Origin of the sequence: Prosthecochloris marina (genome assembly GCF_003182595.1) — a bacterium.
GTDB classification, from domain to species: Bacteria; Bacteroidota; Chlorobiia; order Chlorobiales; family Chlorobiaceae; genus Prosthecochloris; species Prosthecochloris marina.
Genome location: NZ_PDNZ01000004.1, coordinates 40,477 through 54,924 on the forward strand (window position 1 = coordinate 40,477; position 14,448 = coordinate 54,924).

The 14,448-nt window shown below is 49.6% G+C and carries 8 protein-coding genes and 3 tRNA genes; 4 read left to right on the forward strand and 7 right to left on the reverse strand.

Features of this window, described 5'->3' with window-relative positions; translation table 11 throughout:
* Positions 1–49: 49 nt before the first annotated feature.
* The 3 genes from CR164_RS06295 to CR164_RS06305 form a co-directional block, all read right to left on the reverse strand.
* Positions 50–140: transfer RNA gene (locus tag CR164_RS06295), tRNA-Ser, on the reverse strand.
* A 291-nt stretch (positions 141–431) separates the two neighbouring features.
* A tRNA-Ser gene (locus CR164_RS06300) sits at positions 432–514 on the reverse strand.
* A gap of 473 nt (positions 515–987) precedes the next feature.
* Positions 988–1,073, reverse strand: a tRNA-Ser gene (locus CR164_RS06305).
* Positions 1,074–1,240: 167 nt separating this feature from the next.
* Between CR164_RS06305 and guaB the strand changes: the two genes are divergently transcribed.
* A complete protein-coding gene (guaB, locus tag CR164_RS06310) occupies positions 1,241–2,731 on the forward strand; it encodes an IMP dehydrogenase (protein WP_110023098.1) in 1,491 nt (496 codons plus the stop codon).
* A 235-nt stretch (positions 2,732–2,966) separates the two neighbouring features.
* Here guaB and bchH read toward each other — a convergent pair whose 3' ends face one another.
* The 4 genes from bchH to lpdA all read right to left on the reverse strand — a co-directional run bounded on the left by bchH (position 2,967) and on the right by lpdA (position 11,592).
* Positions 2,967–6,788: a magnesium chelatase subunit H gene (gene bchH / locus CR164_RS06315; protein WP_110023099.1), complete on the reverse strand. Its 3,822-nt coding sequence runs from the start codon at positions 6,786–6,788 to the stop codon at positions 2,967–2,969.
* Between the two features lie 172 nt (positions 6,789–6,960).
* A complete protein-coding gene (gene bchD / locus CR164_RS06320; RefSeq protein WP_110023100.1) occupies positions 6,961–8,823 on the reverse strand; it encodes a magnesium chelatase ATPase subunit D in 1,863 nt (620 codons plus the stop codon).
* A complete protein-coding gene (gene bchI, locus CR164_RS06325) occupies positions 8,823–9,974 on the reverse strand; it encodes a magnesium chelatase ATPase subunit I (protein WP_110023101.1) in 1,152 nt (383 codons plus the stop codon). Before bchI ends, bchD begins: the two co-directional genes overlap by 1 nt.
* A 211-nt stretch (positions 9,975–10,185) precedes the next feature.
* Positions 10,186–11,592, reverse strand: a complete 1,407-nt coding sequence (gene lpdA, locus CR164_RS06330) for a dihydrolipoyl dehydrogenase (protein WP_110023102.1) — start codon at positions 11,590–11,592, stop codon at positions 10,186–10,188.
* Positions 11,593–11,653: 61 nt separating this feature from the next.
* On the opposite strand from lpdA, the gene CR164_RS06335 reads away from it, so the two are divergent.
* The 3 genes from CR164_RS06335 to CR164_RS06345 all read left to right on the forward strand — a co-directional run bounded on the left by CR164_RS06335 (position 11,654) and on the right by CR164_RS06345 (position 14,365).
* On the forward strand, positions 11,654–12,694 hold the full coding sequence (locus CR164_RS06335) for an RluA family pseudouridine synthase (protein ID WP_110023103.1): 1,041 nt from the start codon (positions 11,654–11,656) through the stop codon (positions 12,692–12,694).
* Between the two features lie 43 nt (positions 12,695–12,737).
* Positions 12,738–13,316 carry a flavodoxin family protein gene (locus tag CR164_RS06340; protein ID WP_110023104.1) on the forward strand — a complete coding sequence of 193 codons (579 nt, stop codon included), beginning with the start codon at positions 12,738–12,740 and terminating at the stop codon, positions 13,314–13,316.
* 125 nt (positions 13,317–13,441) lie between these two features.
* Positions 13,442–14,365 carry a hypothetical protein gene (locus CR164_RS06345; RefSeq protein ID WP_110023105.1) on the forward strand — a complete coding sequence of 308 codons (924 nt, stop codon included), beginning with the start codon at positions 13,442–13,444 and terminating at the stop codon, positions 14,363–14,365.
* The last annotated feature ends 83 nt before the right edge of the window (positions 14,366–14,448 follow it).

The following is a 14,448-nucleotide window of genomic DNA, read 5'->3' on the forward strand; positions in this document are numbered from 1 at the left end:
CAGTGTAAAAAACAAAACCCCGGAATTTTCCGGGGTATTGTTTTTTATGCGGAGAGAGAGGGATTCGAACCCTCGATAGCCCTTGTTAGAACTATGACGGTTTAGCAAACCGTTGCCTTCAGCCGCTCGGCCACCTCTCCGATTATATTATCGATACAAAAGCTCATGAAGATGGGTTCGAGCCCCTCTCTCTCCTTGACACTTCTGCTTTCAATGAACATTGTGCTCTTGCACACATTTTCCTCTCTTTAACCGAGAGGGATTGATTCGCTGCGCTCACCCCGACAAGTCGGGGCGGACTCGCTTTACTCGCCGTCTCAATGCCTGTCGGCATTGTTCGAACCCTCGATAGCCCTTGTTAGAACTATGACGGTTTAGCAAACCGTTGCCTTCAGCCGCTCGGCCACCTCTCCAGTTGTCATTTTTATCTGCGGAGGATGAGGGACTCGAACCCCCAAGGCCGTGAAGCCGGCAGTTTTCAAGACTGCTGCATTACCAATTATGCTAATCCTCCGAAAAATATGTAAAGAACTGTTCCGTAGGGCACATAAGATAATCAATGAGTGGAAAAAGTCAAAAACAATAGTTTGAAATCGAAATTTCCTAAACCATCATAAATGCCACATATCCACCTAACAGTCGAGTGTTGCAAACTGTTTCGTAGTTCTTTTCTAGCTGTACAGCTTATATGTAATCCGAGACAGCCTCACAGCACCTCCTGGAAGAGAGGAAGGAGACAAATCATATCTTGGTTAGAATTTTAAAAGAATGCAGAAAGATCGTAAATCGACCGCTATTGGATTTGATTTTTTGACAAATCAGGGATAACGGTCGGAATTGATGAAACGCTCTGCGTTTCCCCCTTCGGGTTGACCTAAAGGTCAATCCCAGCGGCATGGGCCGCTGGTCGAACCCTCTGATCGGGCTCGATCCCTCCCTCAGTGTAAAATAGAATGACCCGGTCAAGCCGGGTCATTCTATTTTATGCGGAGAGGGAGGGATTCGAACCCTCGAAGGCTGTTAACCTTACCCGCTTTCCAGGCGAGCGCACTAGACCACTATGCGACCTCTCCATTTTTTAGGGCAAGTAATGTACAATGTATTTTACTTTTTTAAAAGCAAGAGAAGAAGTTAAAGCAAATATTTCCTCCTCGGCGCCTTGTTCCAATTGTCTTTGAGCAGTCACTTTTGTAAATTGGCAAAACTTGCTTTAACCCAAATGACATAAACCGTTTATTGCATGACAAAAATTCTCTACGAAGCGCTTACGTTCGATGATGTTTTGCTCGTCCCGGCTTATTCGGAAGTTCTTCCCAAGGAAACAAGTGTAAAAACTTCCCTCACAAAAGAGATTCAACTGAATATTCCCTTGGTCAGCGCAGCAATGGATACCGTTACGGAATCGGAACTCGCTATCGCTATCGCCCGGTCCGGAGGTATAGGATTTATCCACAAGAACCTCACGATCATGCAACAAGCTCGAGAGGTAGCAAGGGTGAAGCGTTATGAAAGCGGCATTATTCGTGATCCGTTTACCCTGTATGAAAACGCTTCTGTACAGGATGCCCTCGATCTGATGAAAAAGCATTCGATTTCCGGTATTCCGATTATCGAAAAACCTGTAAGCTCTGACGACGCATCCATGAAGCTCAAGGGAATCATCACAAACCGAGATTTGAGATTCAATCCTTCACCGGAGCAGCCGATCTCAAGCATCATGACCAGTGAGAATCTGATTACCGCTGATGAGAACATAAATCTTGAAGATGCAGAAGAAATACTGTTATCGAACAAGATTGAAAAGCTCCTGATCACTGATCCGCAAGGGAACCTGAAAGGTTTGATAACGTTCAAGGATATTCAAAAAAGAAAACTCTACCCCGATTCATGCAAAGACAAGCATGGCAGACTTCGGGTTGGTGCGGCAGTCGGCATACGAGCAAACACGATCGATCGCGTTATGGCGCTTGTTGAAGCAGGTGTCGACGTTGTAGCGGTCGATACGGCACACGGTCATAGCAAGGCTGTAGGAGACATGGTAAGAACCATCAAAAAAAGCCTCCCCGATCTTCAGGTGATTGCCGGTAACGTTGCAACCGCGGAAGCAGTCAGGGATCTTGTCGCAGCAGGTGCCGACGCCGTCAAGGTGGGTATCGGTCCGGGCAGCATCTGCACAACCAGGGTCGTTGCCGGTGTCGGTATGCCTCAACTCACAGCCATCATGAACTGTACCGCCGAAGCCTCAAAAACCGGCACCCCTATCATTGCTGACGGCGGCATCAAGTATAGCGGTGATATTGCAAAAGCTATTGCTGCAGGTGCCGACTCGGTCATGATAGGCAGCATCTTTGCCGGAACCGACGAGAGCCCTGGAGAAACGATTCTGTATGAAGGAAGAAGGTTCAAGGCATACAGGGGAATGGGCTCGCTTGGTGCGATGTCTGAACCGGAAGGTAGCAGCGACCGCTATTTCCAGGATGCTTCGAGTGAAAGCAAAAAATATGTTCCGGAAGGCATCGAAGGCAGAATACCGGCGAAAGGTGCACTCGAAGAGGTTATTTATCAGCTTATCGGAGGATTGAAGTCGTCAATGGGATACTGCGGCGTAAACTCTACGGATGAAATGAAGCACAACACCACCTTTGTACGCATAACTCAGGCAGGACTGAGGGAAAGCCATCCACATGATGTCATGATCACCAAAGAGGCCCCGAATTATTCGGTATCGTAAATCAAGACTGCATGTTGATGTGTTGAATCGTTGAGTTGTTTCAGTAAGGGCGAAAAATTTTTCGCCCCTACAAATCTCTGCCTACTGAAGACTGCCAACCCTCTTTCCCTACTTCTGTGCACGAAGTGCGCTACTCCATTCCTGTCTCTTGCCATCCAACCATAAAATAAGGCGGACACACAGGTCCGCCCCTACAATTCAACACATCAACAACTCAACAGTTCAACATTTCCCTTTACTCTTCATCATGCATTCCTTCCAGACGGTCTTCAAGGTCGGCATAAATCTCCTGGAGCTCTTCAATGGTCTCCTGATCTGCCGTCCACATCCCCCTTCCATGGGCTTCGAGCATACGCCCGACAATGTTCTTGATTGCCTGAGGATTAACCTTGGCAAGCCGTTCACGCATTTCAGGGTCGAGGGCATAGGTTTCGGCGGTCTTTTTATAGACCCAGTCATCGACACTTTTCGTCACCGCATCCCAGCCCAGCATATAGGTCACGCGGTTGCTTATCTCCGTAGCCCCGCTGTGCCCGTGCTTCAACATTCCCTCGAACCACTTCGGGTTCAGAAGCTTTGAACGGTACTCAATCCTGAGCGACTTGTTTGCATCGTCTACCTTGATATCGGAAGTAAAGGATTCGACATAGTTCAGTTTCACGTCGCTCACGCGGCTGTTGCGCTTACGAGCGGCAAGCTGGAGCGATCCGGACGATGAGAAGTAATGGTCGATATCCGAAATACCGAACTCGGTTGAATCGACCTGGTGTACCACACGGTCGACAGTTTTAAACAGTCCCTTGAGTATATCGGTCTGCTTCTCCCCTTTTCTGCTTCCTCCATAGGCGCTACTGTTGCGGCGCAGAAACAGTTCATCGAGATCGTCATCGTTCTCCCAGGCTGAATCCTCGACCATGTCGTCGACATAGGTCCCATAGGAACCCGGGGCCTGGGTGAACTGCCTGGATGTAGCGCTTTCGAAATCCGCACCTTCCGCCAGGGCTTCGTCGACATGCTTCTTGATATAATTCATGTCATGCGGCTCGTCGGCTTTTGCGGCTTCCTGGATGAGCTTGTCGAGCTGATCCATGAGGTTGCCGAAAGCGTCGCGGAAAATCGGGCTCAACTGCATAAGCACATCGATCCTCGGACGCCCGAGTTTTTCAAGTGGTACGAGCTGGTAATGACTGATCTTGCCCTGAGCGTCATAGGCAGGCTCCGCACCTGCAAGCCGGATAACAACCGCAACCGCCTCACCTTTTGTCTTGATGGTATCGAGGCCCCACAATACCTGCGCGATTGTTTCAGGGTACTGTCCGTCATTTTCTTCGAGGTGTTTGCCAACCAGCATATCGGCGATCTTCGTCCCCCGCTTGAATGCCAGCTCTGAAGGAATTCGCCAAGGGTCTATCGAATGGATGTTCCGCCCTGAAGGAAGAACGTTGACACCGTCCCTGACAAGGTCACCGCCAGGCCCGGAAGGAATGTATCGCCCGTCAAGCACCCTGACAAGCGCATCCATCTCTCCATGATTATCATCAAGAGCATACAGTAGCTGAGCGCCTTCCTGCGCAAGGCTGTCCACCATTTCCATGTATTCTGCAGGAAGATTTTCCCCACCGCAGACCTCCTTGAAAACATCAGCAGGACTTTGCCGGTCAAACAACACCTTCTGTACAAAGTCCTTGCATGACTGGTCGACTTTCTCACGCAGGTCGATAGCCTCGCTTTCACCGCTTCTCGACCGTTTTGCAAGTTCCTCGTAGCTTTGGTAATGGCCGTTTCCGGCAGAATATTTCATAAACATGCCGGGGAGCGTCTTACCGTTCATCCCCCTGTTTTTCAATGTTTCGGTAACGGTGACCAGCTGCGACTCTGCCGGCGCAGATTCGCCGAACACGTGAAGCGAACTTGAAATCAGGCGGTTTTCAAGTTCAAGAACATAACTGTAAAGACGGCTGACAAAATCACTGAACGGCTCCCCTTCCCGTCGCGGACAGTCATCGGTAAGATTGAGCAGCTCGGCTTTCTGCATGATGGCGGTTTCCATTTCTTCAGCATCGCTCGACTGGTCAAGTCTTCGCTCACGGTAATCGGCAAGAAATTCCTTGAGCGCGGGAAGCTCTTTGTAGAGCCCGGCACGCGAAAGCGGCGGAACAACATGTGAAACCATCGTGGCAAGCCCTCTTCGCTTGGCTATAGAAGACTCACTCGGATTGTTGATGGGATAAATATAGAAATGAGGAATATCTCCCAGAAGCGCATCCGGCCAGCAGTCACCGGTCAAACCTGTCTGCAGGCCCGGCATCCATTCGACCGAACCGTGCATACCGACATGCACGAGAGCATGAGCACTGAAATCCCTGCTGATCCAGCGGTAAAAAGAAATATACTGATGATGCGGTGTGTTTGATTTATCGAACAGCAGTCGCATCGGGTCTCCCTGCACACCGAGACGGGGCTGTACCCCGATAAAAATGTTGCCGAACCGAACTCCACCGATAAAAACATCTTCCGAACCTATCGGCACTATCTCCCCAGGGAAATTCTGCCACCGCTCCTCGATACGTTCGCGCTCTTTCGAAGAGGTGAGTTCCCTGTACTTCTCCCCGTTAATCTTCAATGCGTCCGGCTTGCCGTTCTGGTACTGGTGATCGGTTGCCTTGTCAAGCGCCTTGAACAGTTCTTCAGCACTTGCCGGAAGCTCTCCGGTGTCGTATCCCTCTTTTTTGAGCCGCTGAAGAATAGCGAAAAGTGATTTCGGAACGTCGAGTAATGCCGCGCTTGCTTTCTTACCATATCCCGGCGGATAATCATACACAACAAACGCAAGCTTCTTGTCCCGGTTTGTCGCCCCCCTTAGCCTGAGCCAAGTCCGGGAAAGTCCGGTCAGACGATCTATCCTTTCGGCCACGGTCTCGATCTTGCCGTCTTTCAGCGCACCGAGAATGATCGGACAGACAGCTCCGTCCATTTCCGGTATGGAGTAGGTAAAGGTTATCTGCATGGGCGAAACGCCAAGCTCCTGCCACGATTCGAAATCCTGTATCAAAAGCGGCTGGGAAACGATATAGGGGGTATCCAGTTTGCGCATGATTTCATCACGGGCCTCAGCGGCTGTACCGGGTTTTGTCGAACCGGCGGGGCCACCGACAAGCCCGAATCCCATCATGTTCACAAGCAGGTCGAGTTTTTCCTTCACAAACCAGTCCCTGACAAGAACATGGCCCTCGACCCCCATCACAAAAGCCGGAAGGACGTTGATTCCTTTCTGCTCGAAACCGCGGATCGTGTCGTCGATATAGGTTTTTTCCTGAAGCAGGTGTTTGCGGAAAAACAGCAGTCCAACCTTCTGGCTTTTATTGAAGTTCCTCCCCTGCTTTTTGGACCAACTCTTGAATGATTTGACATCCTTGAAATACGCAGGCGCATCCGGGTGGTAAAGCCCCATGTTCGGGACATCGACTATCGGGCCGACCTCGAGAGGTTCGTCACAGTACTCCCGGAGAATCAACCGGAACATGTTGGCGATGTTCTCGGGCGTCGGCTGCATCCAGTAGGAGTAAACCAGCAGCCAGTTCTTGAAATCCTTTGCTTTTTTCGGCACAAGAGGAAGGATCGTACGCATGATCTTCATCAGCTTCATGTAACCGTAAAGCGCATCTTCATCACGGCCTTTCACCAGCATCTTGGCAATCTTCTTGACCGATTCAGGCATTCCTCCCTTGCCTTCGCTGACCGCATAGTCACCGACTTTCGTCAACGCCATGGCATCGGGCATCGACTCGAATATAAACACCGTCTTGTCCTTGTTCGAGGCCCCTTCGAGCTGCTCCTTGAACCAGTCCACCTGTTCTTTGAACTGGATCATGCTCATGAAAATGCAATCGGCCTCCGAAATGGCTTTTGCCGTATCGGGGTTCTGTTTTTCCAGATCAACATCGGTCCATTGGGTAAGCTCGGCTTCACCGTTGAGAAGACCGATAATTTTCTTCCAGAGATTGGTGTTGTATTGCTCTAGTCCTACAATAGCGGCGATTTTACGAAGCTGTGCCATAACTACTTATTGAGATAAGAAATTAGAGATACTGACAATCCGCCTTATCGAGAAAAAATGGTTCAAACTTTAAAAGTATACGATAATACGTAAAAATATGATAGTAAATGAAAAACCTCCCCTGTCGTCACACGAGCGGGGGAGGTTTTCCTAAATAGCCGTTTGCCATCGTTCAACTGAGTGCCGCCATCGCAATTTCTTCGGCTTTGGCGTTAGGCAGATAAAAATAACGCCCGCCAAGTTTTTCCGCGAGTTTCGGTGCTTCTCCCCTTGAAAGATAGTTCATCTGGGTATCGATCACGACCGAAGCGATTCCTTCAGCGAAAATCGTTGCCGCAAGACCCTCGATCTCATTCTCCACCTCTTCCTTGGTGGCTTTCGGTGCATCCTGATCGTACAAAGACTGAAGGCTGATGTTGCCTCTTCCGTCCGTAATCAACACGAACATGATTTGAGACACACCTTTGGTGCGAGCCTGTTTTGCAGTCTCCAAACCGAGAAAAAGCGCCGATGCCAATGGTGTTCCTCCACCTGTCGGCAGTACATCGAGTTCACGCTTCGCCCGATCGACACTCTGTGACGGTGGCAGCAGAAGCTGCGCCTCTTTTCCTCTGAAAGAAATCAATGAAACCTGATCACGATGCACATAGGCATTCTGGAGCAGATGTGATACCGCGCCTTTTGCCTGCCGCATACGGTTCAAGGCCATCGAGCCCGAAGCGTCTACCATAAATACGTAGAGAGTACCGGATTTGTCGCGGAACTTCTTTATCCTGACATCCTCTTTGTTGATCACCAAAGCTGTATTGACCTTGCCGTACTTCTTCTTTCGCTCCAACTTGCGGCTCTCCTGCCAGGGCGCAGCTGAAATCAGGGTAGGGATAATCGCAACCTTGCCGCTGCGCATTTCACCTTCCTGCGAGCGCACGAAGCGGCCTCGTCGATTGTTCAATGCTTCACCACGGCTGCCGGATTTGCTCTTCCTTTTCGCGGCGAGGGAAATATTCATAATGTTGTCGGGAAGCTCGGTCTCAACCGCCTCCATCATGAGTTCCTCGATCATATCCGGAGTTTCTTCCTGCTCCTCTTCTTCATTGGCATCAGGCTCTGAACTGTCTTCAGGAGCTTCCTGGTCTTCAGATTCAGGCGTTTCGGGAGGCATCTCCTCATCAGGAGGCATCTCGTCCATAACTTCCTCTTCCGATTCCGGCATACGCGTTGCGCGGGGCACCAGTACCAGTTTCAGGGCAAGTTTCAGGTCATCCTCGTCAACATCGGTGCGTTGGGCGAGCGCAGCACTCGCTTTTGCAGCCCTTATGGCAAAAATATCCGCACGATTACCCTCGACCCCAAGGCTAACCGCAGACTGAATAAGCCCCTGCATCTGCTCACGCGTCATAGAAACGAGCGGTAGCTGCTCTTTTGCCGCCTGGATAAGGCCCTTGAGCATTTTCAGCTCATCCTCCGTATCCTCGCTGCCGTTTTCACCGAGCACACATTTAACGATCAGCTTTCGCGCTCTGTAATCGTTTTGCGTGTTGAATGGCACAATCATGCCGATCCGGTCGAGCAGCCCCATACGGACATCCCCGTCTGAAGGGTCGTACGTGCCGATCAACATGAATTTCGACGGGTGCACCTCGCTGAGCCCTTCGCGCTCGACAAGCACCGCACCTCTCGACATGGCATCCATGATATGTGATACGGCGGAACTGTCGAGAAGACTGAGAGAATCGACATAGAGCACCCCGTCGTGAGCTTTCGACAACACACCGTGTTGCACGACTCGTTCGCCCTGGGCCAATGTCGCTTCGAGATCGACACCGCCGATCAAACGATCTTCCGTTACGTTAAGAGGGAGTTCGACAAAGGGAGTTTCTTCGGGAAGAATATCTGCAAAAGACCTTGCAAGCGTCGACTTGCCCGACCCTACAGCTGCGGGGACCACTACCCCGCCGAGAGATGGATCGACCGCAAGGAGCATAAGCGCCTGTTTGGCCATATCCATGCCTACAATATCGGTAAAAGCTATCATTATACTTCTTCTACTTCTCCAAGCACTTTTGCAAGTTCACGTTCGATTTTTTCACCCGGGTCCATGGTTTCAAGCGGATCTTTACGCAGACGGTGACGCAGGGCAAGTCCTGCTATTGCGCGAACATGATCCATAGTGACTTCCTTGTCTCCGCTGAACGCAGCAAAGGCATGAGCTGTTCTTGTAATTGTAAGCTCACCGCGATGACCGTCGATACCAAGCTGCATACACAATTTTGCGACATCAGTCAACACCTCGTCGGACATGGTGACTTCAGGCAGCAGATCTTTTGCACCGAGAATTTTCTTCTGCAGTTTTTTCTGTTCACGTGACCATTTTTTCAGGAATGCCTGAGGGTCTTCATCATATGCATGACGCCTTTTGACAATATCCACCCTTTTTGCGACATCGGTAATGGTGATAATCCTTGCATGGAGCCCGAAGCGGTCAAGGAGCTGAGGCCTCAACTCACCTTCTTCAGGGTTGCCGGAACCTACGAGCACGAAACGTGCAGGGTGCCGGATACTGATACCTTCACGTTCGACCACGTTTCTTCCGCTGGCTGCCACGTCGAGCAGAACATCGACAAGATGGTCATCGAGCAGGTTTACCTCGTCAATGTAGAGAAAGCCGCGGTTGGACTGGGCAAGGAGACCCGGCTCGAAAGCTTTGACACCGCTGGTCAGAGCCTGTTCAATATCGATGGTACCGCAAACACGGTCTTCAGTGGCACCAAGCGGAAGATCAACGACCGGAACCGGAATATCCTCGATAGTCAGATCTTCCGGAGCAAGGGTTTTTCTTCCTCTCTGAGGCTTTTCAGCTTCGATATACTCGTTAACATTACGGTTGTAAACATCATCCTTGACCCGCTCAATCATCGGCAACACCTCTGCAAGCGCCCGAACAGTCGTACTTTTACCAGTCCCCCTGTGGCCCATCACAAGCACTCCGCCAATCCTCGGATCGATGATGTTCAGAATCAAGCTGAGTTTCATTTCTTCCTGACCGACGATCGCCGTAAAAGGATAAGCCTGTCCTTGCTTCTTTTTGGTTCTCGCTTTCTTTGGGCCGGAAGCTTTTTTGACAACCGAACCTTCCTTTGCTTTCGTACTTGCTGTGTTGTTTGCAGCTGAAGCAGTCTGAGTCATAATTGATGATTTGGTTAAACACCCCAACCCTTTGCGTTTACCACTGCGGGAAAAGGCTTACTTAATTGAAGACGTTTACAATTAAACCATGAATTTATGGTTTTAACAAGAGAATAGAAAATGCTTTAAAAAAAAGGCAAAAGTAAAGTCAAAAGGCAACGGTCAAAAGGCAAAAAAAGATCCCCGGAATTCAGGATTCCGGGTTCATGATTTATTGTTCCAACGCATTTTCAGCAGCTTCTTTTATGGATTCTGAAAGTGTCGGATGAGCATGAATCACATCAGCAAGCTGTTCTGCCGTCACACCCAGACCTCGTGCAAGGGACAACTCTCCGATCAGCTCCACCGCTCCATAGCCCAGCACATGACCCCCAAGCAGTTCTCCGCTGTCCGCATTGAAAACCAGTTTCACAAAACCCTCCCTTACTCCGTATGCGCTCGCTTTTCCCGAGGCGGCAAAAAAAGCATGCCCGACCTTTACTCTAAAACCAGCTTCAATGGCTTTTTTTTCCGTATATCCCACACATGCCACCGACGGTTCAACGTAGACACAACGGGGCACTTTGCTCTCGTCAACCGGCTCGCTCCTCTTCCCCGTTATAGCCTTCACTGCAACTCCGGCTTCAGCCGAAGCCTTGTGTGCAAGCAGCATCCCTCCTCTGACATCACCTATGGCAAAGATGTTGCCGACATTGGTACGACATAACTCATCGGTTTCGATAAAACCCTTTTCTGTAGCAACTCCGACTTTTTCAAGGGCAAGGTCACGCGTGTTGGGAACCACGCCAACCGCGACAAGCATACTTTCCGCTTCCACCACCCGTTCACTGCCGTCCTGCAAACGTACCACAGCAAGAATGCCTCCTTCCGTCACTTCACTTCTTTTCACGGCAGCTTCAGTAATAATTTCGATCCCTGCCTTGGCAAGTGAACGCCTTAGCCCCTCTCCCACCTCTATATCTTCAAGAGGAAGAATCTCCGGCATAAGCTCCACCAGTGTAACCTCACTTCCCGCTGCACCGAAATACCATGCCATCTCCACCCCTATCGCGCCACCTCCTACGATAAGCATCTTTTTCGGCGCAGTCTGCATTGCAAGTGCTTCACGGCTCGAGATGATGGTTTTGCCGTCGAACTCCAATCCCGGAAGCTCTCTTGCAGAACCGCCGGCAGCAATGATGATGTTTTCCGCCGTCACCGTTTCGGCAACCTCACCGTTGCGGGTTATTGTAAGTGTATGAGCATCGGCAAACGAGCCTTCACCTCGTTTCACCGTGATATCGTTTCGCTTCAAAGCATATTCAACACCCTTGGACATCGTCAGCACGACCCTTCGACTTCTTTTCACAGCCTGAGCCACATCGACGATCGAATCTTTACACTCGAGGCCAAAAGGTCCGGCATCACCGGCCAAACGGAAAATTTCGGCACTTCTCAGCAGCGCCTTGGTCGGAATACACCCCCAGTTCAAACAAACGCCACCAATCGCACCTTTTTCGACAACACATACCTTCAAACCACAACCTGCCGCCTTAATCGCCGCTTCGAAACCTCCCGGTCCTGACCCGATAACGGCCACATCAAAATCAAAAGACTTACCTTCTCGTTTACCTGACATGAGAATTACGCTGTTATGTATTATTATAATGCCATATAGAATTTCACAGTACTCACCCAAGATGCAAAATCAACCGGTAAAAAGCGAACAGGAAGAACAGGACACGGAACGTCAGGAACCAAAAAAAATGACGTTGCAGGTCGCCCAAACCCAGAAGCCGATGCGTATCGATGTCTATCTTGCGCAACAGGTTGAAAATGCCACACGCAACAAGGTTCAGGAGGCCATTTCGGAACACCGGGTGCTGGTAAACGGAAAAACCGTCAAAGCCAATTACAAAATAAAATCTCTCGACAGCATAGAGATCACTTTTCTCCGTCCCCCGGCACCGGAACTTGCTCCGGAGAACATTCCGGTCGACATCGTCTATGAGGATGAAGATCTGATGGTCATCAACAAGGCCCCCGGCATGGTGGTTCACCCCGCTTTCGGCAACTGGACAGGAACACTTGCAAACGCAATCCTTTACCATCTTGGTACCGACGCCGAAAAGCTCGATGCATCCGAACTCCGGCCGGGCATTGTCCACCGGCTGGACAAAAACACCTCAGGGTTGATTATCGTCGCGAAAAACAGTATCGCCCTGCACAGGCTGGCACGTCAGTTCGCTAATCGTCAGGTCGAAAAAAAATACCAAGCCATTGTCCGGGGTGTGCCCGACCCTCACGAAGGAATCGTCAAAACAAACATAGGCCGATCTACGCGCGACCGAAAAGTGATGACTTGTTATGATTTTGAAGGAAAAGAGGGAAAAACGGCCATTACAGAGTACAGGGTCCAGAAAAACCTGCACTACTTCTCGCTTGTCGAACTGACGCTCCATACCGGAAGAACGCATCAGATTCGGGTCCATCTCCAACATATCGGTACGCCCATTCTCGGAGACGAAACTTACGGCGGCACAGCCATATTCAAACTGCCGTTCAGCAAAAGTGAAAGCTTCGTGAAAAATTTGCTGGAGCTCATCCCCCGCCAAGCGCTGCACGCTGAAAGTTTAACTTTTTTTCAGCCGACCACTCATGAGCGAATCTCCCTGACGGCACCCTTGCCGTCCGATATGCTGGCAGCCCTGGAAAAGATCGAAAAAGTTTTATCCTTATGAGCCTGTTCACCTATCACTGCACACCTTTAACCTGTCACCAACCATGAAAGTACTCGCTGTCAACGGAAGTCCTCGAAAAGAGGGAAACACGCATAAAATGATCGAGAAAGTTTTCGAATCCCTTGAAGCCGAGGGAATTGAAACCGAGCTTGTTCAGGTCGGTGGGAAAATCGTCCGGGGTTGTCTGTCATGCTACAAGTGCATCGAGCGCAAGGATAAGAAGTGTGCGACAAAAAACGACCTTTTCAACGATCTTTTTGAAAAAATGCTCGAAGCAGACGGCCTCATTCTCGCCTCGCCAACCTATTTCGCCGATATTACCCCGGAACTCAAAGCGGTCATCGACCGTGCCGGTTTCGTCTCGAGAGTCAACGGCCAACTCTTCCGGTACAAAGCAGGCGCTGCTGTTATTTCACTCAGGCGAGGAGGTGGTGTACACGCCTACGACAGCATCAATCATCTTTATCAGATATGCGGTATGTTTATTGTCGGCTCAACCTACTGGAACCTTGGTTTCGGAGGCAGAACCGAAGCAGAAGTCTCCAATGACAAGGAAGGGATGGAAAACATGCTCGATCTGGGCCGCTCGATGGCCTTTCTCCTTCAGAAGCTCAAAAGCTGACAACCTGATCTGCAAGGTTTTTCTTCGACTATCGTCTAATTTTTTAAAGGCACTTGAAAAATCTGCTTCACACGGCAACGATATGAGATTTGCTACTTATGAATACATGAGAGGAGTATCGAATTATGAAAAAAGGAACGCTTTTTCTTGTTGCAGCGCTTGCAACAACGATGGGTTGCCAGACAGCCGCACCTGCCCAGGCTGATGTAAACGTGCACATCGGATTCGGAGGCCCCCGTGCCATCGCATACCACCCGGTATACTATGGTGATTATTATTACAACGCGGCATATGCGCCAAACCTCTTATACATTCCACAGCTCGGCTTTTACGCTTCTGTAGGCTCACCCTACGACTTGCTCTTTTTCAACAACTTCTACTACGTCTACCACAGCGGACACTGGTACAACTCACACTATTATTATGGACCATGGACCGTTGTCAAACACAACAGACTGCCGTACAAGATCAGAAAGCACCGTTGGCATAAAATCAGGGAATACTGCAACCATGAATACCGGAAGTCCAACAAGCATCGTTGGCTGAAACACCGTCATTTTGTCCATAAGGAAAAGAAAAAAAGTATCAGAAACAGCGCTTACTACCATTCTGACCGGCCTGCAGTCAACCGCTGGAAAAAAGCACCTGACAGAAACGTGGACTATAAAAACAAAAAGTCCTATAAGGCGAGGTCAAAGAATGAAAACAGAACTGCCTACAAGGTAAGGTCCGAACGTGAAAGAAATAAAGCTTACAAAATCAGAACAGATACTGAAAAACGCTTTATTCGCAAAGAGCCCGGAAAAACAAAAACATGGCGCAAGAATCCGGATAAAAAAATTGTCGTCAAAGAAAAAACAGTGAAAACAAAGCGCTGGACAAAACAAAACAACGACCGCAAAGAAAAGCGTTTTGCAGAAAACAGGGGTAACACCAAGGAACAACGCCAGTTTAAAAAAACAAATCGAACCAAAAACGAATTGAAAAGAAAGGTCAGTGAAAGAAAAGTAGAACGCACCATCAAACGATGGGGGCGAACAAACGATTAACAATAAAACCCTTCCTGTAAGAAACGGCCCCTGCTCACTCTGCACTCGGGCCGTTTTCTTTTTGCTCAAAGCAAAACATAAAA

What these genes read in the sequence shown, in the direction of transcription:
- guaB (WP_110023098.1), top strand. Translation starts at nt 1,241, where the DNA reads ATGACAAAAATTCTCTACGAAGCGCTTACGTTCGATGATGTTTTGCTC.
- bchH (WP_110023099.1), bottom strand. Translation starts at nt 6,788, where the DNA reads ATGGCACAGCTTCGTAAAATCGCCGCTATTGTAGGACTAGAGCAATAC.
- bchD (WP_110023100.1), bottom strand. Translation starts at nt 8,823, where the DNA reads ATGATAGCTTTTACCGATATTGTAGGCATGGATATGGCCAAACAGGCG.
- bchI (WP_110023101.1), bottom strand. Translation starts at nt 9,974, where the DNA reads ATGACTCAGACTGCTTCAGCTGCAAACAACACAGCAAGTACGAAAGCA.
- lpdA (WP_110023102.1), bottom strand. Translation starts at nt 11,592, where the DNA reads ATGTCAGGTAAACGAGAAGGTAAGTCTTTTGATTTTGATGTGGCCGTT.
- CR164_RS06335 (WP_110023103.1), top strand. Translation starts at nt 11,654, where the DNA reads ATGCAAAATCAACCGGTAAAAAGCGAACAGGAAGAACAGGACACGGAA.
- CR164_RS06340 (WP_110023104.1), top strand. Translation starts at nt 12,738, where the DNA reads ATGAAAGTACTCGCTGTCAACGGAAGTCCTCGAAAAGAGGGAAACACG.
- CR164_RS06345 (WP_110023105.1), top strand. Translation starts at nt 13,442, where the DNA reads ATGAAAAAAGGAACGCTTTTTCTTGTTGCAGCGCTTGCAACAACGATG.